The organism is Rhizobium sp. BK060 (genome assembly GCF_014193145.1).
Taxonomy (GTDB): Bacteria; Pseudomonadota; Alphaproteobacteria; order Rhizobiales; family Rhizobiaceae; genus Rhizobium.
Window position 1 is genome coordinate 356629 of sequence record NZ_JACHYW010000001.1, and the last position, 25179, is coordinate 381807.

The 25179-nt window shown below is 59.7% G+C and carries 21 protein-coding genes and 2 pseudogenes; 19 read left to right on the forward strand and 4 right to left on the reverse strand.

Annotated elements, in window-relative coordinates; genetic code table 11:
* Positions 1-71: 71 nt before the first annotated feature.
* The 4 genes and pseudogenes from FHT71_RS01655 (at position 72) to FHT71_RS01670 (ending at position 3286) form a co-directional block, all read left to right on the forward strand.
* Positions 72-710 carry an ABC transporter permease gene (locus tag FHT71_RS01655; RefSeq protein WP_132588020.1) on the forward strand — a complete coding sequence of 213 codons (639 nt, stop codon included), beginning with the start codon at positions 72-74 and terminating at the stop codon, positions 708-710.
* Between the two features lie 37 nt (positions 711-747).
* Positions 748-1095 (forward strand): ABC transporter permease, encoded by a 348-nt coding sequence (locus FHT71_RS01660; protein WP_132588019.1) that lies wholly within the window; start codon positions 748-750, stop codon positions 1093-1095.
* 94 nt (positions 1096-1189) lie between these two features.
* A pseudogene (locus FHT71_RS01665) lies at positions 1190-2303 on the forward strand (ABC transporter permease).
* A gap of 107 nt (positions 2304-2410) precedes the next feature.
* Positions 2411-3286, forward strand: coding sequence for a hypothetical protein (locus FHT71_RS01670; protein WP_132588018.1), 876 nt, complete (start codon positions 2411-2413; stop codon positions 3284-3286).
* A gap of 159 nt (positions 3287-3445) precedes the next feature.
* Here the strand turns inward: FHT71_RS01670 and FHT71_RS01675 are convergent, their stop codons facing one another.
* Positions 3446-3802, reverse strand: a complete 357-nt coding sequence (locus tag FHT71_RS01675) for a hypothetical protein (RefSeq protein ID WP_132588017.1) — start codon at positions 3800-3802, stop codon at positions 3446-3448.
* Between the two features lie 548 nt (positions 3803-4350).
* On the opposite strand from FHT71_RS01675, the gene FHT71_RS01680 reads away from it, so the two are divergent.
* From FHT71_RS01680 to FHT71_RS01700, 5 genes are all read left to right on the forward strand, one after another.
* A complete protein-coding gene (locus tag FHT71_RS01680; protein ID WP_132588016.1) occupies positions 4351-6030 on the forward strand; it encodes a glycoside hydrolase family 3 N-terminal domain-containing protein in 1680 nt (559 codons plus the stop codon).
* 605 nt (positions 6031-6635) lie between these two features.
* The gene (gene nadA, locus FHT71_RS01685; RefSeq protein WP_132588015.1) at positions 6636-7607 is read left to right on the forward strand and encodes a quinolinate synthase NadA; all 972 of its coding nucleotides are present in this window, start codon (positions 6636-6638) and stop codon (positions 7605-7607) included.
* Positions 7604-9142, forward strand: a complete 1539-nt coding sequence (locus tag FHT71_RS01690; protein WP_132588014.1) for an L-aspartate oxidase — start codon at positions 7604-7606, stop codon at positions 9140-9142. Before nadA ends, FHT71_RS01690 begins: the two co-directional genes overlap by 4 nt.
* Before the next feature lies 1 nt (position 9143).
* Positions 9144-9995 carry a carboxylating nicotinate-nucleotide diphosphorylase gene (gene nadC, locus FHT71_RS01695; protein ID WP_183718755.1) on the forward strand — a complete coding sequence of 284 codons (852 nt, stop codon included), beginning with the start codon at positions 9144-9146 and terminating at the stop codon, positions 9993-9995.
* Positions 9996-10062: 67 nt separating this feature from the next.
* On the forward strand, positions 10063-10875 hold the full coding sequence (locus FHT71_RS01700; RefSeq protein WP_132588013.1) for a PhnD/SsuA/transferrin family substrate-binding protein: 813 nt from the start codon (positions 10063-10065) through the stop codon (positions 10873-10875).
* A 41-nt stretch (positions 10876-10916) separates the two neighbouring features.
* Here the strand turns inward: FHT71_RS01700 and hutC are convergent, their stop codons facing one another.
* Positions 10917-11663, reverse strand: a complete 747-nt coding sequence (hutC, locus tag FHT71_RS01705; protein ID WP_132588012.1) for a histidine utilization repressor — start codon at positions 11661-11663, stop codon at positions 10917-10919.
* Positions 11664-11852: 189 nt separating this feature from the next.
* On the opposite strand from hutC, the gene FHT71_RS01710 reads away from it, so the two are divergent.
* The 7 genes from FHT71_RS01710 to FHT71_RS01740 all read left to right on the forward strand — a co-directional run bounded on the left by FHT71_RS01710 (position 11853) and on the right by FHT71_RS01740 (position 18057).
* Positions 11853-12695 carry a transporter substrate-binding domain-containing protein gene (locus tag FHT71_RS01710; protein ID WP_007795659.1) on the forward strand — a complete coding sequence of 281 codons (843 nt, stop codon included), beginning with the start codon at positions 11853-11855 and terminating at the stop codon, positions 12693-12695.
* Positions 12696-12795: 100 nt separating this feature from the next.
* Complete coding sequence (locus FHT71_RS01715; RefSeq protein WP_007795662.1) at positions 12796-13521, forward strand: ABC transporter permease subunit; 726 nt, start codon at positions 12796-12798, stop codon at positions 13519-13521.
* Between the two features lie 9 nt (positions 13522-13530).
* Complete coding sequence (locus tag FHT71_RS01720) at positions 13531-14235, forward strand: ABC transporter permease subunit (RefSeq protein ID WP_007795665.1); 705 nt, start codon at positions 13531-13533, stop codon at positions 14233-14235.
* A gap of 29 nt (positions 14236-14264) precedes the next feature.
* On the forward strand, positions 14265-15041 hold the full coding sequence (locus FHT71_RS01725; protein WP_007795667.1) for an ATP-binding cassette domain-containing protein: 777 nt from the start codon (positions 14265-14267) through the stop codon (positions 15039-15041).
* Positions 15038-16531 carry a histidine ammonia-lyase gene (gene hutH, locus FHT71_RS01730; RefSeq protein ID WP_132588011.1) on the forward strand — a complete coding sequence of 498 codons (1494 nt, stop codon included), beginning with the start codon at positions 15038-15040 and terminating at the stop codon, positions 16529-16531. Before FHT71_RS01725 ends, hutH begins: the two co-directional genes overlap by 4 nt.
* Before the next feature lie 9 nt (positions 16532-16540).
* Positions 16541-17701 carry an N-methyl-L-tryptophan oxidase gene (solA, locus tag FHT71_RS01735; protein WP_132588010.1) on the forward strand — a complete coding sequence of 387 codons (1161 nt, stop codon included), beginning with the start codon at positions 16541-16543 and terminating at the stop codon, positions 17699-17701.
* A 104-nt stretch (positions 17702-17805) separates the two neighbouring features.
* Complete coding sequence (locus FHT71_RS01740) at positions 17806-18057, forward strand: hypothetical protein (protein ID WP_165933022.1); 252 nt, start codon at positions 17806-17808, stop codon at positions 18055-18057.
* 102 nt (positions 18058-18159) lie between these two features.
* Here the strand turns inward: FHT71_RS01740 and FHT71_RS01745 are convergent.
* A pseudogene (locus tag FHT71_RS01745) lies at positions 18160-18419 on the reverse strand (Curdlan synthase); the annotation flags it as partial.
* A 666-nt stretch (positions 18420-19085) separates the two neighbouring features.
* Here FHT71_RS01745 and FHT71_RS01750 point away from each other — a divergent pair.
* Entirely contained in the window at positions 19086-19415 is a 330-nt protein-coding gene (locus tag FHT71_RS01750) for a hypothetical protein (RefSeq protein WP_132588009.1), read from the forward strand.
* A 125-nt stretch (positions 19416-19540) separates the two neighbouring features.
* A complete protein-coding gene (locus FHT71_RS01755) occupies positions 19541-19723 on the forward strand; it encodes a hypothetical protein (RefSeq protein ID WP_132588008.1) in 183 nt (60 codons plus the stop codon).
* A 153-nt stretch (positions 19724-19876) separates the two neighbouring features.
* Here the strand turns inward: FHT71_RS01755 and FHT71_RS01760 are convergent, their stop codons facing one another.
* Positions 19877-23008: an AAA family ATPase gene (locus FHT71_RS01760; RefSeq protein WP_132588007.1), complete on the reverse strand. Its 3132-nt coding sequence runs from the start codon at positions 23006-23008 to the stop codon at positions 19877-19879.
* Between the two features lie 415 nt (positions 23009-23423).
* Between FHT71_RS01760 and FHT71_RS01765 the strand changes: the two genes are divergently transcribed.
* Positions 23424-25022 carry an ABC transporter substrate-binding protein gene (locus tag FHT71_RS01765; RefSeq protein ID WP_132588006.1) on the forward strand — a complete coding sequence of 533 codons (1599 nt, stop codon included), beginning with the start codon at positions 23424-23426 and terminating at the stop codon, positions 25020-25022.
* Positions 25023-25179: the final 157 nt, after the last annotated feature.

The following is a 25179-nucleotide window of genomic DNA, read 5'->3' on the forward strand; positions in this document are numbered from 1 at the left end:
ATGTGCAGACAGGCGATGCCGCGGGGCAAGCAGCGGCCGGTGGGCTGGGGCGACTTTTCGATTTTCGAAGGATGTTTGCCTACACGCGCTGCGAAGCGCTTGAACTCAGACGCGATCCCATTCGTGCGACGCTTGCGGTGGTCGGCAGTGTCATTTTGATGTTCGTCATTGGCTATGGCATCAACATGGATGTCGAAAACCTTTCCTTCGCTGTACTCGACCGTGATGACACAACGATCAGCCAGGACTACGTCTTGCAGATATCCGGCTCCCGGTACTTCGATGAAAGGCCGCCAATCATCGACTATGCGGATATGGACCGTCGAATGAGATCAGGGGAGCTCAGCCTTGCGATCGAAATCCCGCCCGGTTTCGGCGGGGATGTCTCGCGTGGACGAAGCGTCGAGATAGGGGCCTGGATCGATGGCGCCATGCCGAGCCATGCCGAGCCGAGCCGAAACGGTCCGGGGCTACGTGGAGGGAATGCACGCAGAATGGCTCGCGCGCAAAGCGCAAGAGCGGCCGGAGCCACGGCTGCCACCGCAAATTTTCAGCTGGACATTCGCTACCGCTACAATCCGGACGTCCAAAGCCTTGTTGCTATGGTCCCCGGTGTCATTCCGCTCCTGCTGATGATGATCCCCGCAATGCTGCCGGCCTCAGCGTCGTGCGCGAAAAGGAGCTCGGCTCCATCATCAATTTTTACGTGACCCCGGTTACTCGCATCGAGTTCCTGTTTGGCAAGCATTGCCCTATATCGCTCTCGCGATGCTCAACTTTTTCATGTTGAGCGCGTTCGCGGTATTCATCTTTCGTGTCCCTTTCACCGGCAGCTTCCTGACGTTCACCCTCGCAGCGCTGATCTACGTCACGATAACAACAGGGGGGCTGCTTATTTCAGCCTTCATGAGCAGTCAGATCGCCGCGATTTTCGGCACAGCCCTGATAACCCTCATTCCGGCAGTCCAGTATTCGGGTATGATCGACCCCGTATCATCACTACAAGGGGTGGGCGCCTTCATCGGGAAGATTTATCCCGCCGCCCACTTTGTCACGATCTCGTGGGGGACCTTCTCCAAGGCTCTGGGGCTTTAGCGACTTGGTCTATTCCTTCATGCCATTGCTGATTGCCGCCCCGATTCTGATGTGCTTAGGGGGCAGCGCTTTTGAAGAAACAGGCGAACTGACCATGCGTGTGGCCAGTGTTTATCGGCTGGGGATCAAGGAGCTCTGGGGTGTCGCACGCGATCCGATGCTACTCGTACAGATTATTTATTCCTTCACGGTGTCGATATACACGGCGTCGAACTCTCTGCCCGAAACGCTAAATCGGGCTGCGATCGCTATTGTCGATGAGGACCAGTCGCCGCTCTCCGCGCGGATCATAACGGCATTCTATTCACCCTATTTCGTTGTTCCGCGCGTCATTGCGCTCCAGGAGGTCGATCGCCGCATGGATGCCGGGCTGGACACGTTTGCACTCGTCATTCCACCGAATTTTCAGAGGGACGTGCTTGCTGGTCGATCGCCGAGCATCCAGCTGAATGTCGATGCGACGCGTATATCACAGGCGTTCACTGGCAGCGGCTATGTTCAGTCGATCGTCTCGGGCGAGGTTAACGAGTTCGTCAATCGATATCGCGGTGGCGAGCAGGTATCCGTCGCGCTGACGCTGCGATCCCGGTTCAATCCGGAGTTGGATAAGAGTTGGTTCGGCTCGATCAATAATGTCATTTCTTCAATTACGATGCTTTCGATCATCCTGACCGGTGCGGCACTGATCCGCGAGCGCGAACACGGCACGATCGAGCATCTGCTCGTCATGCCCATCACGCCGCTGGAGATTATGCTGAGCAAGATATGGTCGATGGGTCTGATTGTCGTTGCCGCCTCCACATTCTCCCTGATCTTTATCGTCCAGGGGCTGCTCAAGGTGCCAATTGAAGGCTCCTTTGCACTCTTTGTGATTGGTACTGCACTTGTCGTATTCGCCACCACCTGCCTGGGCATTTTCCTTGCGACCGTCGCAAGGCTCGATGCCGCAGTTCGGCTTGCTCCTGATGTTGGTGCTGATCCCCCTTCAGTTGCTCTCCGGCGGTACGACCCCGCGCGAAAGCATGCCTGAGATTATCCAGAACAGCATGCTCGCAGCGCCAAATACGCACTTCGTGATCTTATCGCAGGCCGTTCTCTTTCGCGGGGCCGGCCTTGCCGTGGTGTGGCCGCAGCTTGCCGCGCTCGTGGCGATTGGCGCCATCTTTTTCGATCTCGCGCTGCGCCGCTTCAGGCAGTTCCTGCGCTAAGCGGCGATCGACCGGCAGATTCAAGTATATTAACGCCCGGATATGCTTCCTCAAGTTTGTTCGTTGTGCCAGAGATTGCTGGTCTGACAACAGGAGGCGTACTTTTCTTGACGATCGGGTTTGCACATGCCGAATTGATAGCCGTGCTCGTTGCGGTGACAGGCGGCGAGCCGCGTGTGATGACGATCCGGTCCGGAGAGGCTCTACCTTCTGGGCCGTTCGAAATGGGGCATCGTACCCTGCAGAGTGGTTTGCGTGAATGGGTTCAGGAGCAGACAGGCCATCCGGTCGGCTATCTGGAGCAGCTCTATACCTTCGCTGATCGCGACCGAAACAATGAGATCCTCGGCGGCAGGACGATCTCGATCAGCTATCTCGGTCTGGTCCGGGAGCAGGCCGCAACAGGCGCTGGTGGGCCCGCCTGGCATGGCTGGTACAGCTATTTTCCCTGGGAGGACTGGCGCGCCGGACGCCCTGCGGTCCTTGACGATATCGTCGCGCATCTCGTTGCGTGGGCAAAGCGCGACCCCATCCGTCAGGAGGAGCGGATGCGTCGGACGAATGTCGCTTTTGGATTGGGCGAGGTCGCGTGGAACGAAGACCTGGTGCTGCAGCGCTATGAGATCCTTTACGAGGCGGGTCTTGTGAAGGAGGCTGGCTGCCTGTCGGACGTAAATCCGGGTCGGCCGATGTTTGCCGACCATCGGCGCATTCTTGCAACCGGCATTGCGCGATTGCGGGCAAAGATCAAGTACCGGCCCGTTGTCTTCGAGTTGATGCCGGAGAGCTTCACCTTGCTGCAACTGCAGCGCAGCGTTGAAGCTCTGGCTGGGCTAACGCTCCACAAGCAGAATTTCCGACGGTTGATCGAGCAGCAGGAACTGGTCGAGGAAACTGGCGATACGACGAGCGAAACGGGTGGTCGCCCCGCGAAGCTGTTTCGCTACCGCTGTGAAAGCCGCGAATACGAGTCACAAATCTAAACGGCCCCCGGTGACGGCCGAGATTTTACCCTCTTGCGTCATTTCATGCTCCTCAGCTCTGAATAATATCCGGGAACTGGACGCACAAAAGCTATCGGCCGAGAGACCGGCATCGGTTGGTGGTCCCCTCTAGCGCGGACCACCAACGTCGCGTTTGTTTCAGCGGGAATAGAACGTGATGCTACCGTCGGCAGCTTGCTCGACATCGACGATGTTGGATACCTTTACGCCGGCCTGGTGAAGCTTTCCGGCAAGTGGTTTGTTCTGCTCAATCGCTGACCGGATCCCTTCGATGGCACCGGTCGAGCGGTCTGACGCGGTACCGCCCCGAGTGAGGTGCTCCGGAGAAAGGTCCCAGTTATTGACCTGGCGGACGTCGAAGGTGGCGTTGTAGGAACGAAGGGTCGTTTCGAGCGCGTGCGCCGTATTCATGTCGAGACTGTCGGCAAGTGTAACATTCGCGAAGGTAATCGAAGAGATGACTGCGACTGCAGCGAGGCTGAGAATGCGATTCATGTTCTTAACCTTTCGGGGGGGGTTCAGGCATTCGCTTCGCCTAAGGCGAGGATCAATCTTTTTTTACTCCACTGGGCGAAGACCATGGAAGTGTACGTCGCTGCGAGATGCTTTGGTACCAGACGACAGGCGAGGCTCCACTCGACCTATGTCTAGCTATGCGCGGTCGCTTGCACGGATGATTTCGGCTGGAAAGCATGTGGTGATCGCGCGAGGCCCAACGCGGCTCGAAAGGTCGTTAGGCATCCTTGTTGTCTTGTCCTGATTTACGTTGACTTTATAATGAGTTAGAGGTTGGAGAGTCCCCAGTCTTGACATAAAATTCTGGCGGTTTTCCTCATCCTGCCAATGCGAACTCCCGACCTGAATGATGGGAACCGTCGGAGGAGTTACCCATACCTCCGGTGAGAACAGGCGAGCGCGCTTTAGCGCTTTGTGACCTTATTGCCTTCTGCTCTAAGAGAGTGGATAGTCGCTCGCCTTAGAGCTTTCCCATCATGGCGTGCATACGCAACTATCGCCACAAAGCGTTGATCACGGAGGGACTTGTGACGATATACGATGAACTTCGCAAACCGCCGTTCAACCTTGATGACGCCGCGATCGCCTGGGTCCGCGAGGTTTATGCGTCGCTCGATCTCGACGACAAAGTCGGCCAGCTCTTCACCTTGATCATGATTGGGACGGATGAAGAGGAGTTCGCGCGCATTGGTGCATTGAGGCCGGGTGGGGTGACCCGATTTTTCACGCCGGACCTCGACTTTGAGCGGCGTGTCATCTCAGACCTCGTCGCCAGAAGCAAAGTGCCACCGGTCATCAGTGCAGATCTGGAAGGAAGCCGCCATTCCTTCGCTTTCGGCACACCGGTGCTAGGGCAACTTGGTCTCGCCGCCGTCGACGATGTCCAGGCGACCGAAAAAAGTTCCGAAATCTTGGCCCGCGAGGGTAGAGCAATGGGGGTACGGTGGTCCTTTACTCCGGTCATGGACATCAATGCTGCCTTCCGATCACCGATCGTCGGCACGCGCTCCTACGGTTCGGATGTCGACAGAATTGAGCGCCACGCCGTCGCCCATGTTCGCGGCCTCCAGCAGAATGGAATTGCCGCCACCGCGAAGCACTGGCCGGGCGAGGGATACGACGACCGCGATCAGCACCTCGTTACGACCGTCAATCCACTCTCGATTGAACAGTGGGAAGAAACGTTCGGACGACTTTATAGAAGGCTGATCGGCGAGGGCGTGCTGGCCGTGATGAGTGCGCATATTTCCTTACCGGCCTATGTCCGGTCTAAGATTCCCGATGCCGGGCTTGAAGCTTTCCGGCCGGCCTCTGTTTCGCGGTTACTGAACATCGATCTTCTCCGTGATCAGCTCGGCTTCAATGGCATCATTGTCTCTGACGCTACGCCGATGGGTGGCTTGTCGGCCTGGGGTCACCACACGAAGACCATGCCTGACATTATCGCCAATGGCTGCGACATGATCCTCTTCAGCGACGCACCGGAGGAGGATATGGCAGCGGTCAAGTCCGCTGTCGAAGATGGGCGAATAACGCCTGAGCGACTCGAGGAAGCGGTTCTTCGCGTGCTGGCTCTCAAAGCGCACCTCAAACTCTTTCAGCCGTCGGATGTCCTGCCCGACGCTGCGGAAGCGCGCAACCTGCTTGCGCATCCCGACAGCGTTGCTGCTTCCAAAGAGTACATCGCTCGCTCACCCACGCTTGTGAAAGATGTCCACAGCATCTTTCCGCTTGATCCTGCGAAGACAAAACGCGTCCTGTTGGTCGATGGAGGCATCATCCATCCGCTCATGCAGCAGCCACTGAAATTCCTGCTGCCGGAGCTCTTGGCCAAAGAGGGATTTGAAGTCACGATCGACCGGCCGGACATCGTGCCAAGCCCTGACGACTTCGATCTGGTAATTTACGCCCTGGGCGACGAGTCGCTGCTCGTACGGGGCCGGATATTCGTCGACTGGCATCGGATGGGCGGCGGGGGCCTGTTCAAGGCCATGTATCGACCCTGGACGAATATTCCCTCCGTGATGATCTCCTTCGGTCATCCATATCATCTCTACGATGCGCCGCGCGTACCAGCCTATATAAACGCGTACTCGACCATGGATACCGTGCAGGAGGCCGTTGTGGAGTGCATGCTTGGGCGCAAGCCTTTCCTTGGCACAAACCCGGTCGATCCATTTTGCGGCCTTGAGGATGCGCGCTATTGAAGCGTAAGGCCCGGCCCGGTCACGCTCACGGTCGGGCCGCATGGCTCTCTTGCACGGTGAAGCGAATTTAAACCTGCCAGCGACACAAGGCTCGCACGGTGCCGCACTGGTGCGGAACCGGCTTGTCAACTGTGCGACGCCCGAAATCGGATTAACAATCGGACGCTCGCGTTCCCTCTTCGCTCCAGGCGGCTGCACTGTCGGCGGTGCCAGCGACTTCCTGTCGGCGCTTCAGGCTTCTTGGCCATCGGCGTCAGGTCCTTTGGCCGCCTTTGGGACGCGTCGGGTTTGTGTCGTTCGTCTTCATGGCGCTCACCATCTTCCGCCTTTTGTTTCGGCCGGAGCGCGAGATATTTGGCTGCCAATCCACAAGGCATCGAATCTTGAAGACGTCCTTCTTGGTCGTTCCTGAACCTGTCGCACCATGTGGCCTCGGATTTACGTCCGGACTGCCACTAATCAGGAGCAATCTCAGCCACGTCTTCCTGGAAGAACGCGCCCTTGCGGGATCAAAACTGCCGCTCTCCCGCAATTGACATATGCTCAGTATGAGAATATCCATGGGCCCATGATATACTCAGATAGAGCATAAGCAGGAGTCGGCCATGAACCACAGCGTTTCCGCGTCCTCCCTTTATGAGCGCGTTCGCCGCGTCATTCCCAAGGCGGAGTGGATGTCGTTCGAAGATGACGTCGAGGCGATCCTTAAGCTGAAGCGGCAGCGCAACGCCGTCATTCTCGCACACAATTACCAGACGCCGGAGATTTTCCACGGCGTCGCCGATATCGTCGGTGACAGCTTGGCGCTGGCGCGCAAGGCGATCGACGTCGAGGCTGACGTCATCGTGCTTGCCGGGGTGCATTTCATGGCCGAAACGGCCAAGCTCCTCAATCCTAACAAGACAGTGCTCATCCCGGATATGGGGGCGGGCTGCTCGCTAGCGGATTCGATCACGCCGCAGGACGTGGCGCTTCTGCGCGAAGCGCACCCCGGAGTGCCTATTATCACCTATGTGAATACCTCCGCGGCCGTGAAGGCAGCATCCGATATCTGCTGCACATCCGGGAACGCCAAGCAGGTCGTCGAGTCTCTCGGTGTACCGCGGGTGCTAATGATCCCGGACGAGTATCTCGCCCGTAACGTTGCACGCGAAACGATGGTCGAGGTACTTGCTTGGCATGGACATTGTGAAGTCCACGAACTGTTTACGGCCGATGACGTCAGGCAGTTGCGCGAGAATTATCCTGGTGTAACCGTGTTGGCGCATCCTGAATGTCCGCCAGATGTCGTCGCCGAGGCGGACTTCGCCGGATCGACCGCAGTGATGTCCGATTTCGTCGGGCAGCAGCGTCCGGCCCGCGTGGTTCTCTTGACCGAGTGCTCGATGAGCGACAACGTCGCGGTGCATCATCCCGATGTCGAGTTCATCCGTCCCTGCAATCTTTGTCCGCACATGAAGCGGATCACGCTCGCCAACATCCGTACCGCACTGGAGGAAAATCGCCACGAGGTAACGGTCGACCCTGACATTGCCGTCGCCGCCCGGCGCGCCGTCGAGCGGATGCTTGCGATATGACCGAGCTTCTCGACGCGTTGAGCGGACAGGTTGTCGTCGTTGGAAGCGGGCTCGCCGGCCTGATGACGGCATTGACGCTCGCGCCGCAGCCCGTCGTTCTCATCACCCGCGGTGCCATTGGGACGCAGACATCAAGCGCCTGGGCGCAAGGCGGAATCGCGGCCAGTCTTGGTGAGGATGACAGCGCTAAGTTACACCTTTCCGATACGCTTGCTGCCGGCGACGGGCTGTGTGATCCGCATGCTGCATCCGAGATTATCGCTGAGGGCCCAGCCGCCATTGCAGCCCTGGAGCGTGCCGGCGTCGCTTTCGACAGGGACGGCCTGGGGAGGCTGGTACTTGGTCTGGAGGCCGCGCATTCGCGTCGACGCATCGTGCATGCGTCAGGCGACGGGTCTGGTGCTGCGATTGTTGCCGCTTTCGTACGAGCGGTCGCCAACACGCCTTCGATCACGGTACTTCAAGCAACCGAGTTGCGCTCGCTTATGGTCCATGACGGCTCAGTCAACGGTCTGATTGTTTCCAGACGCGCGCAGATTGCCGCCATCATGACCAACAGGGTGGTGCTGGCGACGGGTGGCATCGGCGGGCTCTATGACGCGACGACCAATCCCATGTGCAATTTCGGCCAGGGACTTGCGCTGGCGGCCAGGGCAGGGGCGCGCCTTGCCGACATGGAATTCGTGCAATTTCACCCGACGGGTCTTGATTCTGCGCGCCGGCCGCTGGCGCTCGTCAGCGAGGCGGTGCGCGGCGAGGGCGCCGTCCTCGTCAACGACAGGGGCGAACGCTTTATGTCGGGCATCGATGGAGGAGAACTGGCGCCGCGCGACGTTGTTGCGCGCGCCATCAGCGCAGAAATTTCACTGGGGCGGCATGTCTTCTTGGATGCCCGTTGCGCGCTCGGCGATCGCTTTGCACTCCGATTTCCGACAATCCAGGCGCTATGCCGTGAGGCCGGCATCGATCCGGCAATCGATCTCATACCGGTGCGCCCTGCAGTTCACTACCACATGGGCGGAGTTGCGACCGATTTGGCGGGACGCAGCTCGGTTCCAGGCCTGTGGGTGGTCGGCGAGGCGGCCTCGACCGGGCTGCATGGCGCCAATCGTCTGGCCAGCAACTCGTTGCTTGAGGCGGCCGCGCTCGGCATGCGGGCTGCCCGTGATCTTGGCGGGACGTCGACGGGTCGGGTTTGGGCGGTGCCGGAAGTGCCGCCTGTGTCAGCGCCAGATGCCTCGTGCGTGCGCACGATCGTGTCGCGCCACCTTGGCGTGCTGCGTAACGCCGGGGCTCTCCAGGGAGCAATCGCGGCCCTGTTGCCGCTCGCCGAAGCCTGCGGCCCTGCCGCCGATCCGGCGATTGTTGCGTTGACGATTGCTGTCTTTGCAATGCTGCGCAAGGAGAGCCGCGGCGCACACGCGCGCACCGATTTTCCACTGCAGCTGCCGCTTGCCGAACGCCGTTTCATGACGCTCGCCGATGTGCTCGACGTCGCGCGTGCCGAGACCCATTCTTTTGCCCGGAGTGCCTGACATGTCTCTTGCCCCTTTGCCGCGCCTTGTCATCGAACCGCTGGTGCGCGCGGCCCTTGTCGAAGATCTGGGCCTAGCCGGCGATATCACTTCGGCCGCCGTTATCCCGGCGGATCATCGCTCGTCTTTGGTCATGGTCGCGCGGCAGCCTGGTGTCATTGCCGGTCTCGACGCCGCCGAGCTCGCCTTCCAGCTCGTCGAGGCCGCAATCACGATGACCCGCCACATGGAGGACGGGTCGCGCGTCGAACCCGGCGACACCATTGCCACGATCACCGGGCCTTCGCGCGGCTTGCTGACGGGGGAGCGCACCGCGCTCAATTTTCTTGGACACCTGTCTGGCATTGCGACGGTGACGGCAAGCTTGGTCGAAGCTGTCAGCGGCACGAAGGCATCGATTGCCTGCACCCGCAAGACGACGCCCGGGCTGCGGGCTCTGGAAAAATATGCAGTTCGCGCAGGTGGCGGCATGAACCATCGGTTTGCACTTCATGATGCCGTCCTGATCAAGGACAATCACGTAGCCATTGCTGGCGGCGTTGCCGCGGCGATCGCCCGCGCCCGCGCTGGCGTCGGGCACATGGTCAAGATCGAGGTCGAGGTGGACACGCTTTTGCAGCTGCGGGAGGCTATGGAAGAGGGCGTCGATGCAGTCCTGCTCGATAATATGACGCCGACGCAACTGCGCGAAGCGGTCGCAATCGTCAACGGCCGTGCGATCACCGAGGCCTCGGGTCGGGTAACGCCCGCAACAGTCGCTGCAATCGCCGCCTCCGGTGTTGATCTCGTGTCGGTTGGCTGGTGTACGCACAGCGCCCCAACGCTGGATATCGGGCTCGATGTGCAACGCTGACTGATATCATTGGCAATTCGTCGGCGCGTGACTATGTTCGCGGCGCGTCAACGAAGAGACTTGGAAAATGCGCCTCGCCAGCCTGTCGATGTATGTCGATCCACCGCCGTTGATGGAGGCGACTGCTGCGCTCTGGCGCTACATCAGCGGCTACCTTCGAGAAGAGGCCGGGTTGTCCGACGTGCCAACGGAACTCGATCGTTCGTTGTCCTACGACGAAGCCTGGCTCTATCCAGATCTCATCCTCGCGCAGACCTGCGGTTATCCCTATGCGAAGCGACTGCGCAGCTCCGTTCGTCTGGTCGCAACGCCAATCTACGATCTGCCCGGCTGCGAGGGCCCCTTAATGCGCAGTTTCATTGTCGTTCATAAGAATGCGGCAGCTCGATCGCTTGTAGAGCTCCGCGGTTTGCGTGCCGCAGTCAACAGCCATGAGAGCAACTCGGGCAGCAATCTCTTCCGTGCCGAGATAGCCCCACTCGCTGAAGGTGGACACTTCTTTTCCGAGGTGATCGAGACCGGCGGCCATGGGGCGAGCATCGCTGCAGTCGCGGCCGGCAGGGCCGACGTTGCCGCAATCGATTGTGTGACCTACGCCAACATAGGGCGCTTTGCGCCGGAGAGGCTTGCCAGTCTGCGCATTCTTGCCGAGACGGCCAGCGCTCCTGGACTGCCCTTCATTACCTCCAGCGGCGCCTCGGATCGCGAGGTCGAGCAACTGCGCGATGCGCTTCAATCGGCGATCACCGAGCCCTCCTTGGCGCGCGTCCGCGAAACGCTTTCGCTTTCGGATTTTGTCACCCTTTCCGAAGCAGACTATGAGCCTCTTGTGGATTTGGAACGCAAGGCCGTCGCACTTGGCTATCCGCGGATTGGCTAGTCAAGTGCGGAAACGCACACATGTTCCATATACAACTGAGGCTATTCCTCAAACACCTTTCCGGTGCGGGCCTCCAGCCGGTAGCGGTTGCCGGGATAGATGAGACGGGCCGTAGAGACGACGTGGCGCCCTGACCAGGTCCGGCGGCGGATCGCCAGGCATGGTTCGTTCTTGAGGATGGTCAAGAGCTTGCACTCCCAGGACTGCGGCATCGCTGCCTCGACAATGTGTTCGGATCCGCTGAGCGGGGCGGCCGCCGTCAGATAGGCGTTGGGTGTCAGCGAGGCAAAATCCTGCGCCAGGTAGTCAGGGGCCGCTGCCGGATTGACGAAACGGTCTTCGATCTGCACCGGCACGCCGTTTTCGCTGTGCACGATCAAGGAGTGAAAGACGGGTGCGCCGATATCGAGCTCCAGCGCGTCCGCCGTCTCTGGAGAGGCTGCTTCCTGGGCTAAAATCACCACCGCGGCCTCATGCACGTGGCCGCGCTCAGCAATCTCTTCGGCGATGTTGCGCACCTCGAACAAGGCCGAGTAGCCCTTGCGCTCCGCGACAAAGGAGCCAACGCCCTGAATACGAACCAGCTCGCCCTCGCTTGCGAGTTCACGCAGCGCCCGGTTGGCGGTCATCTTGCTTACGCCAAGCTCCGTGACCAATTCGTTTTCGGAAGGCACGCGATGCTTCGGAGGCCACTCGCCGCTGTGGATGCGGTCGAGTATCATCTGCTTGACACCGGCGTAGAGCGGTGCGGTATCGTTATCCCTCTTCATCTCGCTTGGACGCTTCATTGCCTATTCCTTTTGCAACGGCGGAATCCGCTCGATAAATCGACTTTCCTCTTGCATAACACAAAATATCTCATATGGTACCCTATACAACCTCTCGAAAGCTCGACCAGCAAAGGTCGGCATCGGGCAAGCCGGCGAAGACCGGTGTCGGACCCAAGGTCAATCGTCACTTCAGAGGAGATAGAACCAATGAAATTCAGCGCGCTTCTTCTTTCCAGCGCCTTTGCGCTTTCGGCCTTCGCCGCTCCTGTCGCCGCCAAGGACTGGAAGACTGCCACCATTACACTTGAGGGCGCCTATGCGCCTTGGAACATGACCAATGCCGACGGCACGCTCGGCGGCTTCGAACCAGAGCTTGCCAAAGTTCTGTGCGAACGCGCCAAGATCGAATGCAAGCTCGTCGCTTCCGACTGGGACGGCATGATTCCTGCGCTCAATGCCGGCAAGTTCGACGTCATCATGGATGCACTGTCGATCACCGAAGACCGCAAGAAGGTCATTGGTTTCACGATCCCCTACGCTGCGACGCCGGCAGCCTTTGCGACGGCCAAGGATAGCCCGCTTGCCAACGCAGCCGGCACCGGAGCAACGATCAAGATGACGCCCGGCCAGACCGGCGTTAAGGAAGTGGATGCGCTGAAGGAAGCCTTCAAGGGCAAGACGATCGGCATTCAGGCCGCCACCGTCTATGCCAAGTTCGTTTACGACAATTTCGGCGACATCGCAGAAATCCGCGAATACAAGACCGGTGCCGACCGCGATCTCGATCTGCAGAACGGCCGTATCGATCTCGGCTTCGACGATGCCGTCTACTTCGCCAATGCTTTCCAGTCCGCAAACGATACGCTGGCCTTTACCGGCCCTGAAATCGTTGGCTCGATCTGGGGCGAAGGTGAAGGCCTCGGTATCCGTCAGGCAGATACCGACCTTCGCGACAAGTTCAACGAAGCGATCAAGTCGGCGCTGGCCGACGGCACCGTGAAGAACCTGTCGATGAAGTGGTTCAAGGTCGACGTCAGCCCGCAGAACTGATTTCCGGCGGAGGCCGGACGTCCCGGTCTCCGGCTTCAATGCCGGGGGCCGCATGCTATTCTGACACCGCCGAGACAGCGGCGGGCGCGGGGAACGTGATATGGCAACACTGGAACTGATTGGATTCGGTTCGACCGGATGGGGCGCGCTGCTTCTGCTCGCCACGTTGATTACACTCGCCGTGACTGCAAGCGCGCTTGCGATCGGAGCCGTGCTCGGTGCGACAATCTCTGCGGCCAAGCTATCCGGCAAGGCGTCGCTCGTCGCGCTCGGTAACGTCTACACGACCGTCTTTCGCGGCGTGCCGGAACTGCTCATCATCTATCTCATCTATTTTGGAGGTTCCTCCGCGGTCACCTCGATCGGCAAGGCGATGGGCTACGAGGGCTTCCTCGGGCTGCCCTCCTTCCTCGCGGGTGCACTAGCTGTGGGCATCATCTCCGGTGCCTATCAGGCGGAAGTTTTCCGCGGAGCCTACCTTGCCATTTCCAAGGGCGAGTTGGAGGCGGCATCTGCCATTGGTATGCATCGTGGCGTGCGGTTTCGTCGGATCATTATCCCACAGGTGCTGCGTTTGGCGATCCCTGGTCTCGGCAACGTCTGGCAGCTCAGCCTTAAGGATTCGGCATTGATCTCGGTGACTGGCCTGGCGGAACTGATGCGCACCAGTCAGGTCGCTGCCGGTTCCACGCGACAATATTTCCTGTTCTTCATCGTCGGCGGGATCCTCTATCTGATCCTGACGAGCCTGTCTGACCGGGTCTTCAATGGCGCCGAGCGACGCGCCAATCGCAGCATGCCGACGGCGGCCATGGGAAAGGCGTGAGGTAGCACCATGGATTTCGCTTTTCTTGCTCAAACGATGACTACCCTGCTCAAGGCCGTCCCGATGACCTTGGCTCTGTTTTCCCTATCGGTCTTCTTTGGTGGCCTTCTAGCGCTCCTGATCGTCTGGATGCGCGTCGGCGGCAATCCGGTGCTGTCGGCGATTGCCAAGGGATACATCTTCGTCTTTCGCGGCTCGCCGCTGCTGATCCAGATGTTCCTCGTCTTCTACGGCCTTGGCCAGTTCGGTTTCATCCGCTATTCCTTCCTCTGGCCGTTCTTGCGCGAACCGTTCGTTTGCGCAGTGCTTTCTCTGGCGCTGTGCACCGCAGGCTACTCCGCTGAAATTTTCCGCGGTGGCATTCGCGCCGTCTCGCCACGTGAGATCGAGGCCGCTCGCTCGATCGGCATGTCCGGCGCGCTGCTCGTGCGCCGCATTCTAGCGCCGATCGCCTTCCGTCACGCGCTGCCGGCCTATTCCACCGAGATCGTCCTGATGATGAAATCGACCGCGCTCGCAAGCCTGGTCACGGTATGGGAAGTGACCGGCGTGGCGCAGCGCCTGATCTCGCAGACCTACCGGACGATGGAAGTATTCCTCTGTGCGGCCATCATCTACCTCGTTCTCAACTTCATCATTCTGCAGGCGATGTCCCTGCTCGAGTATTCGCTCTCGCGACACCGCCGTGCGATCCCGCCGGCGTTGAAAGCCTAAGAGCGGAACGGACACGATTGGAGCTTTCAATGCCAGGCGTTACCCGACTTTCCGTCCGCAACATCCGCAAGAGCTTCGGCACGCATGAGGTCCTGCGTGGCATCTCGCTCGATGCTCAGGATGGCGACGTCATCTCCCTGCTCGGGGCCTCCGGCTCCGGAAAATCGACCTTCCTGCGTTGCATCAACCTGCTGGAGATAGCAACCGACGGCGAGATCTGGGTGGATGGCGAGCAGATCCGCATGATCCACAAGGGCGGCGCGAGCCGCCCCGCAAGCCAGAAACAGGTCGACCACATCCGCTCGGAACTCGGCATGGTTTTCCAGTCCTTCAATCTCTGGTCGCACATGACGATCCTGCAGAATGTGATCGAGGGACCGGTTCATGTCCTTAAGCGTCCGCGCGCCGAATGCATCGCCGAAGCAGAGGTGCTCTTGGAAAAGGTCGGCATAGCCGACAAGCGACATGCCTATCCAGCACATCTCTCCGGCGGCCAGCAGCAGCGTGCCGCAATTGCCCGCGCGCTCGCGATGAAGCCGAAGGTCATGCTTTTCGATGAGCCGACCTCCGCCCTCGATCCCGAACTCGTCGGCGAGGTGTTGCGTGTCATGCGCGCGCTTGCCGAGGAGGGGATGACCATGTTGGTGGTCACCCACGAGATGAGCTTTGCCCGCAACGTCTCCAACCGGGTTGTCTTCATGAAGGAAGGCCTGGTCGAAAGCAGTGGCGCGCCGGACGAGATGTTCGGTGGCGGCGCCTCGCCCGCCTTTCGCCAGTTCATCGGCCATTTCGGAAGCGGACAATGACCATCACCATCGACACACGGATCGGCTGGCGCGACGTGGCACGCGTCGCAGCAGGCGAGACGCTTGCGCTTTCGCCTGCTGCCTGGGCTCGCGTGGACAATGCCAGCCGCATCGTCGAACGGATCGTCGAAACCGGCGTGCGTGCCTACGGCATCAATACAGGTGTCGGCGCTCTCTCCGATACGGTGGTCGATCGCGCCTCCCAGAGCCGGCTGTCGCGCAACATTATCCTGAGCCATGCCTGCGGGGTCGGCGAGCTGTTGGCGCCGCGCGAGGTTCGAGCGATCATCGCTGCGCAAATCGCCAATTTTTCGCACGGGCATTCCGGCGTGCGTGCGGATATCATCCGTCATCTGGCGGCATTTCTGGAACGGGACTGCGTGCCGGATATCCCATCTAAGGGCTCGGCCGGTTACCTGACGCACAATGCCCACACGGCACTCGTCCTGATCGGCGAGGGGCGTGCATCGGTCGCGGGCAAGCGAATGAATGGCCGCGAGGCCCTGAATGCGATCGGCCTTCAGCCGCTCGTGCTCGGTGCGAAGGAAGGATTGAGCCTTGTCAATGGTACGGCCTGTGCAACAGGCCTAGCCAGTGTCGCCCTGGCACGCGCCAGCCATCTGCTCGACTGGGCCGATGCGGTCGCGGCCCTGACGCTGGAGGCGGCAGGGTGCCAGATGGCGGCTTTTGACGAAGCCGTCTTGGCGCTGCGCCCATCGCGCGGAATCGCGAAAGTCGGCGCTTCGCTGCGACGACTTCTGGATGGTAGCGACCTGATCGCAGCAGCGCTCGGAAAGCGGACACAGGATGCACTGAGCCTGCGCTCGGTCCCGCATGCGCACGGCGCTGCACGCGACGTCTTTGATAACGCGTCCGACGTTGTCGATCGCGAGCTTGCCTCAGTGACCGACAACCCGGCGGTTTCAGGCACGCCCGAAAATCCGGTTGTCTCCTCAGAGGCGCACGCTGTCGCGCCTGCGCTTTCACAAGCCGCCGACAGCCTGGCGATCGCGCTTGCGCAGATATCGGCCATGAGCGAGCGTCGTATGGACCGGCTCGTCAATCCACTGGTCAGCGGTCTGCCGCCATTTTTGGCGAGCGATGCCGGCAGCAACTCCGGCTTCATGATCGCGCAATACACTGCGGCTGCGCTGAGCAACGAGAACCGTAGGATGGCCGCACCGGCCTCCACCGATGGTGGCCTGACCTCCGGCCTGCAGGAGGACTTTCTTGCGCACCCGACGGCTGCGGCGAACAAGCTTCTCTCGGTGACGGACAACGCAGAATACATTCTCGCGATCGAGTTGATGGCCGCCGCCCAGGCGCACGACTTCCTGGCGCCAACGGCTGCGCGCGCCAAAGGGACGGACGCAATCCATAGTGCGGTACGCCATGTCGTTGCCCACTACGGCGACGATCGTCCTCTTGCCGGCGACATAGAGGCGCTTCGGACCCTTATCCGTCACGAAGTGCCGCCCGAACTGATGTGAGTATGAGCCATGACAGCTGAATTCGACGTCGCCGTGATCGGGCTTGGCGCCATGGGGAGTGCGGCCCTTTCCTTGCTTGCAGCGCGGGGCGCCAGGACGATCGGGATCGATGCCTATTTTCCGGCCCATGCGCTCAGTTCCTCACATGGAGATAGCCGCCTCATTCGGCTCGGCTATTTCGAGGATCCTTCCTATGTACCGCTGCTGCAGCGTGCCTATCGAAACTGGCGCGCTTTGGAGGCCAAGCTTCGCGCAGACATATTGACGATCACGGGCGTCCTTCAAATTGGCACTGCGGATAGCAAGATCGTTGCGGGAACGCGCGCGTCCTGCAGGATGCATGGGTTACCGCACGAGGTTCTCGACAAGGCGGATATGGCGCGTCGGTTTCCTGCCTTTCAGCTGGGCGATGAGGAAATCGCCGTCCTTGATCCCCAGGGCGGCTATCTCAGACCCGAGGCTGCCGTGATGGGTTATCTCAAACTGGCGGCCGAGGACGGTGCGGTCCTTCACTTTGGCGAGCGGGCAACCGCTATCGAGCCGGGGGATGGTGGTGTGACGATCCGTTCTGCGGTCGGCCAGTATCGCGCCAGGAAAGTCGTGGTCGCCACCGGCTCCTGGATTGGCGAGCTCGTTCCGCAACTGAGAGAGCATGCTGTCCCGATCCGCCAGGTCGTTGCCTGGTATCAGCCGCGCGACGGGTTCGCGACCGAACCGCAGCGCATGCCCTGTTTCCTGAGGGACGAGGGGATGGAGGGTTCGTATTTTGGCTTCCCGGCAATCGGCGTCGATGGCGTGAAGGTCGGCCGGCATGCGCATTTTCGTGAGCCGATCGACCCGAACCAGCCCAATCCGCCGGTCAATGATGCCGACACGGCACTGCTCGATGGCTTTATCACCAAGCGCGTGCCTGCCGCCGCCGGGCTACGCGTCAAGGCGGTGACATGCCGCTATACGATGCTGCCGAGCGAGGATTTCCTGCTTGACCTCGTGCCTGGCAATCCGAATGTGGTCGTCGCCTCACCCTGTTCCGGGCATGGCTTCAAGTTCACTAGCGTCGTTGGCGAAATTCTCGCCGACCTGGCACTGGAGGGTGGGACCGGCCTGCCGATTGCGGCCTTCTCTTTCGATGCCATGAACCGCTTCGTCGCGGCTCGAAAGCCCGTCTGATCTCGCTATAAGGGGTCGTTCCGGTGAGGGCGGAACGACGCCCTAAGCGATTGCCCCGGGGGAGGGAAGGCAGGTCGTTGTGAGGCCGTTTGGGATCGAATGACATGTCGGCGTCCGCAGATTTGTCGACACGTCATGCTGATGTGTCGATGGCGACGACCTGTTGCGAGAACATGTCGATGAAATTGGCTTTTATCGACATATTCAGCTTACAAACCCGCTACTTCGCCAGTTTGACCCTGAACCTGTCGGGCTGTCACTGTTGTTTGCGGGTCATCCTCACTCACGAATGGGCCACCGGGCGCCTTGCGTTGTGCCTGGAACGGCTCGCCTGTGCCCTCGAACATGGTCAATAAGCGCGCAGTTTGGGCGCCATGTTCCGCCGGTTCGGGAAATATTGAAAGAAGCCGGGAAAAGGCGGCAGGAAGTCGTCCAGTGCCGTCGTGAGCTCGCCGCGATCCGCCCTCGCACCATTGCTCACGCTGGACAAAATAGCCGGTCAGGTTTTCGGCAGCCAGCCCATCAACAGGCGCTCATTCAGGTAGCGCGTCTTGTAACCCGTGTTGAGCATCGACAGCGTCGTTAACAAGTCTATGGCGTCAATCGCTTTGCGACGGGCGATCTGACAGGAACCGCAGCAGAAGCTTACGTCCCAGACGTCGCGGCTTGGCGCAATCTCATCGAAAAACAAACGCTGCTCGTCTAGCCAAATGTTCTCGCAGCTCTGTTGCCACTGCGAGCCCCGCGACTGGCGCTGCTTCAATGGGCGTACGACAGCCGAGCCCTATGAGATCGCCCGATCCCGCACCTCCGACGCGGGTGCGGCCATACCAGCGCCGTTGGCTGCTGAAAATCGACACACCACCCGTTCCAGAACGCACGCAATCACGACTACAGCATTCACCGGTGCTGCGGGGCCTGACTTTCACGTGCCGGTGAGCTGAGCTATTGCGGATCTGCGTGTAGTAAATAGATGAAAAGCAGGTATGAAGTTAACCAGAAGGTCGGAGTCAGGTTTGCGTCGTTACGCCTTGCTCAGTGGCAGTCTCAAAGCCAAGCTGGTTCTGAACGGTTTCTTACGGACCGGGTGCGATACAAGGGTTCTCTATTCCATGCAGCCAAGAGCTACATAAATGATATATAGAATGAAATAATGTCGATGTGCAAACGAGTATAAAACGAAGACGAGATTTCACTATTGGCCATACTATTGTTGTAATAAACGTTAATCTAGTGCGATGGTATCAAGTTATGCAAATTACATGTTATTCGACGTTAGTTTTTATATAGCTCATTTCAGAAAAATCGGACATATTGGACGGCGTGCTTAATCTCTTGTTTATGATTTCGGGCGCGTTGCCCCTACTGCGATTGGAGATCAGTCATGCCAGCCAATTGGGACGCCGTGCAGAAAATAACCAATGGTCGTGTCGAACTTGCAAAGGGTCCGCTCGATTTGACTGCCAACCAGAAGCCGAAGTGGGTCGACGCCTGGATAGTCCAGTCGAGCACCGGGAGTGCCCAGACCTACTACGGATCGGAATCCAGTGGTGCCTTCGCGGTAGCAGGCAAGTGGATTGCAAACACTCGGCTCTATAATCGGGGAACATTCCAGCCAGGACCAGCGGTAGGTATAGCGCTCGTCTATTGGAAAGACGGTAATCAGAATGGCTATATCTGGTGGTCTGAAGATCCAATTGAACTTGTGTATTAGCATGCCGAAGTATCGGTGTCGGAGAATCTCCCGAAGGCAATAGGATACGCGGCTCCTTGCCCGATCAACACATTTCCCGTCCGCGTGTTTTGCCTCGTGTCCGACAAGAAAGAGGAGAACGCAAAATGAAGGACGTAACGATCACCATCGTGAAATCGGAAAAGGGCGACTATCGTGTCATCGTCAACGATGACACTGGCACTGACGAAAATGTCGGAGGGTCGAAAGGCAATGACTCGTCCTTTCCTTACGGCGACAAGGCCAGCGTCAAAAAGAAGCTGGACGAGATTTTCGAAACCCTCGAATAGATCGCGGAAATCGTTGTGTATATGTCGAAGACGATGGGTTGATACTCCTCGAAGCCTTCGGAACCGAGTGCCATTCCTCTAAGGCACGACACGGTCGATGATTTTGAGAGGCCGTCTCACTTGGTAGAGACGAGTGCTTCCCTCCGTTAGGGGTCAGATACTCGCGAGTTTGCGCAGGTAGCGTTGGGTCGCTTCCGCGGCCACTATGTTTCCCTTGAGTTGGTATAGATGCAATGCTGCAGACGCTGCACCGACCGCGGCGTTCCGCTGTCGCGAACTCTCAAGCACGTGAGAAAGGTCGACTAGAGCATCGGCCCGGTCGTTGACGAAGTCGGTCTTTTCAGCGATCGCCAATGCCTCTCGTGCGAACGCCTCCGCTTGACGGATCTCTCCACGACGTGCGAGCACGCGGGCGCGCACGCGACGCCAACGGACTTGCGTCACCAGGTCGCCGCTTGCAGCCAGCTCGGCACTGAGCTTGGCAAAGCCCTCCGCCTCCTCATCGCGTCCCTGTTGGAGGATCACGACGGCGAGGGACGCGGCCATCGTCGAGCGGAACGCTCGCTCGCCCATCTCCTCGAGCGCGCGGTATGCTTCGCGGGCACTTTTCTCGGCCGCAACGGCGTTCCCGGCGAGCAACTCGACGACGGCCTCGTGTTCGGAGGACGCCACGTACAGCGTGAGCCCGAGGTCAGCGTAGGTAGCGTTGCTTGTCGCGATGAGCTCGCGAGCAATCTCGAAGCGGCCAGCAATTGCATTGAGGCATGCGAGCTGCCGGAGAATTGCGGCCTCTGATTCGAGGCTTTCGCCCACGTCCGCGCGCATCGCCTCACAGCGGCGGATTCCCTCGGCGGCCGGGGTCGGCCCGAACCAAAGTGAGGACGCAATCCACGTAAGAATCTCGTGGTACTCGTGCAGGTTCTTTGCTCGTCGTGCGTGGGCAGCCGCGCGCTCCCACGCCCCAGCGGCCGCCTCGCCGCGTGCCGCGTTGAAAAATAGCCACGCTTCGAGCCGCCATGCACGGCACAGACCGAGGTCGTCCCCCAGGCGCTCGAAGACCGGGAGCACGACTGCCGCTGCGCGTTCCGCCTTCTCCAGCGCGCCTTCCTCGCCCTGGAGGAGTTGCAGGAACTGCCGCTGGACCAACACATGCGCTGCCAATCGCTGGTCGTTGCTGGCGGTTGCAAGCCGCTCCGCCTCCTCCAATACGCGCCCGGCATCGTCCAACCGGCCGCTTTCGATCAGAGCGCCGCTCAACTCGGCGAGCAGCGCAATTCGCTGCGGATCATCGGTGGGAAGCAGACGGGAAACCCGCTCGAGTAGGCTGATCGCCGCAGGAAGGTCGCTGCGGACAAGCGCCCGCCGCCCGGCTGACTTAAGCCGTTCGCACGCCCGAAGCGCAAGCGCAGCCGCGCGCTCGTCGCGCGGACCGAGCGCGACCCGGTACTGAAAGGCCTGCTCGAGGTGATAGCCGATAATCTCCTCGAACTCGCGCAGCCGGTCTTTGGCCGTTGGCTCGAGCCAGGCAGCGAAGCGCTCGTGTAGGTCGGCGCGGGCGTTCTTCGGCAGGGAGTGATATGCCGCGTCGCGGATCAAGACGTGACGGAAGCGATAGGCCTTCTCGCCGACGAACGACGGCGCCTCCGGGCGGATCAGATCCCGGCGTACAAGTGCGAGCAGACCGTCCTCCAGTACGTCTAGCACGACGTCGGCGAGCTCGTTGACGGCACTCCGATGGAATACTGCGCCCTCGACTGCTGCGGCCGTCAAGATGGTGCGCTCAAGGGACGGGAGACTCTCGAGTCGAGCAGCTAGAAGGGCGTTAATTGTCGACGGGACTGGTAGCTCCGAGAGATCCGAGCGAGCGACCCAACAGTCCTCATTGCGCCTGAGCAGCTCTTCTTCAACGAGCATTGCTATAAGCTCTTCCGCAAACAGCGGGTTACCCCCAACGGCGCGTGTGATCCTTGACTCGACCGCGGGCGATAGCGGGAGGCGGTCGAGCAGATTCGACATCATTTCACGGGATTCCGCCTCGCTCAGCGGTTCAAGCGCGACCGTCGTCGCATTTGTCTTCGCACGTCCCCAATCCGGCCGTGTATCGAGCAATTCTGGTCGTGCCGACCCAACTATCGCGATGGGGAAACCGCGCGAGAAATCTACAAGATGTTCGATCAGGTCCAGAAACGTTGGGTCGGCCCAATGGAGGTCCTCGACCACAACCACCAGCGGCCGTTCTCGTGCAAAGACCTCGAAAAGCCGCCGAACGGCCCAGAAAGTCTCCTCACGGGCGCTTGTGTCTCCCTGGCCGAACCCGAGAATCTCAGCTATGCGCTCGGCGATGAGTTTGGCCTTATCAACTCCAGCTAGGATTTCCGCAAGGTCCGCCACGGACTGCTTGCTAGGGTCTCCGCCTCGAGCTCGTGTGATCTCCCGGATGATGTCCGCAAGCGGCCAATAAGCAATGCCATCGCCATAGGGCAGGCATCTGCCGTGTGCGACAATTACCTCGCTTGGAAGGCTTCCGGCGGCCTCCGAAACAAGCCGCGATTTCCCTACCCCGGCCTCACCCAACACGGTCAATAGGTGAGAGGTTCTACTATTGATCAACTCACCAAAGATAGTGCTGATCGCCGTCCGCTGGTGCTCGCGTCCGACGAACGGCGCCTCGAACCGGCGTTGAAAGCCGGTGGCGCGGGAGATGAGGCCCACTACGATGATCGCAGGGAACTTCTCGCCGTGCTTGACCGCACGCGCGCTACTGGATTCTACAACGACCGCGTGGCGAACCAGCTTGTATGTTGCTTCCCCAATCAGGATTTCGTTGGGCGCTGCGGCCTCCTGGAGACGCTTTGTAACACGCACTGCCTCGCCAGTGAGAAATCGATGTCCCTGCCTGTCGATGCCAGTAAAAACCTCCCCGGTGTTGAGGCCAATTCGGTGAGCGAGTTGGACGCCCCAAACGGTCTCAAGCTCGTGGTTGAGCGTCGCAAGCGTATCGCGCATTTCGACAGCGGCGGATACTGCCCGTATTGCGTCATCCTCGTGTAGTACCGGCACACCAAACACGGCCATGATCTCGTCACCGAGATATCGCTCTACGACTCCGCCATGCCGCTGGATAGTGGCGATCATCTGATCAAAGTAGCGGGCGAGTAGGTTCCGGAGTGCCTCCGGATCGAGGGCGAGGCTAAGGCGTGAGGAATCTACAATGTCGGCGATAAGAATTGTTATCGTCTTCCGAACGTCTTGTGCCGGCTTTCGGCCGGGGTCAGGCCCGGCCATCACAATACCCCCCTTGGGTCATTGTCATGCCTCCACTGGCACCGCCTCGGCTGGATTTTGAGCTTGGGTTCCGGATGTCAAATTCCATGAGAGCCTTCCATCAGTTCCAGGGGGTATGCTAGCACCTGTTCCCCCGGCGCTCCAGCAGTGTGCATGGCTAAGACAAGCGCCCGCCTGGTCTAGTGCACCTGAAGCCTGCTCCCGATTTTCAGCAGGGGACGCGGCCAATGACTTGGTCGGATGGACTTTTGAGAAGCGTCCTGCTCAACCTTGATGTTGGGTTGCGGGACGCGAAACTCTCGCAGTTTGCCGTAACGAACGGCCGCCTTCTTCACAAGCGACATTGATTGCGCGACAATCACTTATCCTGTGCGCCCGGCTTGCACATAGGACCGGCTTTCATGGGGAGAAGCTAATGGCAATCGGGTTGACACGACGTCACGTTTTAGTTGCGGGAGTGACGCATGCCGCCGTCTCCATGGCGGGAACTTTCGCGAGGGTGTCTTTGGCACAGGCGGGGGAGCAGATTGATGCCATTACATGGGCTTTATCCAATATCCCGAATACGCTTTTCATTCCGGATGCCTGGCTGACCTCTACTGGCGCGATCATGTCGCTTGTCCAGGAAGGACCGCTAACCTTCGGCGACGATCTCAATCTCCAGCCTGCATCGGCTGATAAATGGGAGCAGGTTGATCCACTGACGATCAAGTATCATCTGCGCAGCGGCGTCACGTTCGGTGACGGAAGTCCGCTCACGGGCGGCGATGTCGTCGCCACTTTCAAGTATCACATGAGCCCGGACTCCCACTCGCCACTCGCCTCTTTCTACGATTCAGTCGCGGAGGTTGAGGCGCTGGCGCCCAATGAGGTGATCGTCAAATTGAAGGCGCCGAACGCGCAGTTCGCCTTTACCGCTGCTCATATGGCGGGGTTCGTCTTCAAGAAGGAGCAGCTCGCAGACAAGAAGATCGGCTCGCCAGAGCTTCTGCCGCTGGGGACCGGCCCGTACAGGCTTGTTGAATTCGTTCCGTCGGATCATGTCATTCTCGAGGCGCGCGACGACTATTGGGGAGCGAGGCCAGTGGTCAATCGGATTACTCTCCGAGCGATTCCAGATCGGCAGACCCGCCTTCTTGCCATGCGGCAAGGCGAAATCGACGGCGCCTTCGATCTCGCCCTCTCGGACGTCGACCAGTGGAATGCGCTGGAAAACGTCAAAATTATCGCCAGGCCGTCCCTTGGTGTGTTTGCCCTTACTCTCGACCATTCCGCGCCGCCGTTCGACGATATTCACGTGCGTCGTGCCGTGGCCCATGCTGTGGATCGGGAAGGCCTGGTCAAAGCGCTCCTCAAGGGCAAAGGCGAGCCCGCGACGGAATTGAACCCACCCGAAATGTGGTCCGGGGTGCTGGCCGATGACGTTCGCGCCTTCTACGCAACGTTGCTGCCGCACTATGGTTTTGACTTGGACAAGGCGAAGGCCGAACTGGCACAATCCAGCCATCCGGACGGCTTTGACGTTACCGTCCCCGCATCGACCGACGATCCTTATATGGTCAACATCATGGAGTCGGTGGTGGAGAACCTGAGGCAGATAGGTATCCGCGCCCACATCCAGCCCGTTGACAACGCCACCTGGTTTGCTGGCTACATCAACCACGACAAATTAGGCATGCAGATCATGGCGTACTACCCGGATTACGCCGACGTTGCGAGCTATCCCGACCTCTTCTTCGCGAAGCGAAATGCGAAAAAGGGTGGAATGAACGGGTCGAACTTCATTGACGACCAAGTCGAAGCTAAACTGAAGTTCGCCACCGAAAACGCTGACCCGAAGGTACGCGCGGATGCGCTGAGGGTCGTGTTCGAGATCGCTCACAGGGAAGTCGCAGTCGTGCCTATCTTCTGGCCTTACTCGGCGATGGCGATCAACAAAAAGTACAAGCTCACCGGCTACACCGCCTTCTGGTACAGTGTTCCGTGGGCGATACGGGGTTTCGGCCTAGCGTAAAGGATCACTGCACTGCTTGGGCACGGCCATTTTCATGGTTTTCGCCACGGATCGACGCCCGTGCGCTCCTCCAGGATTGAAGGTGTCTGCAGAATGGACCTTTTGGAAGCGAAATTCGGACGACTTCGCAAGCTTCGCTGCCGCACGATCGGCTGGT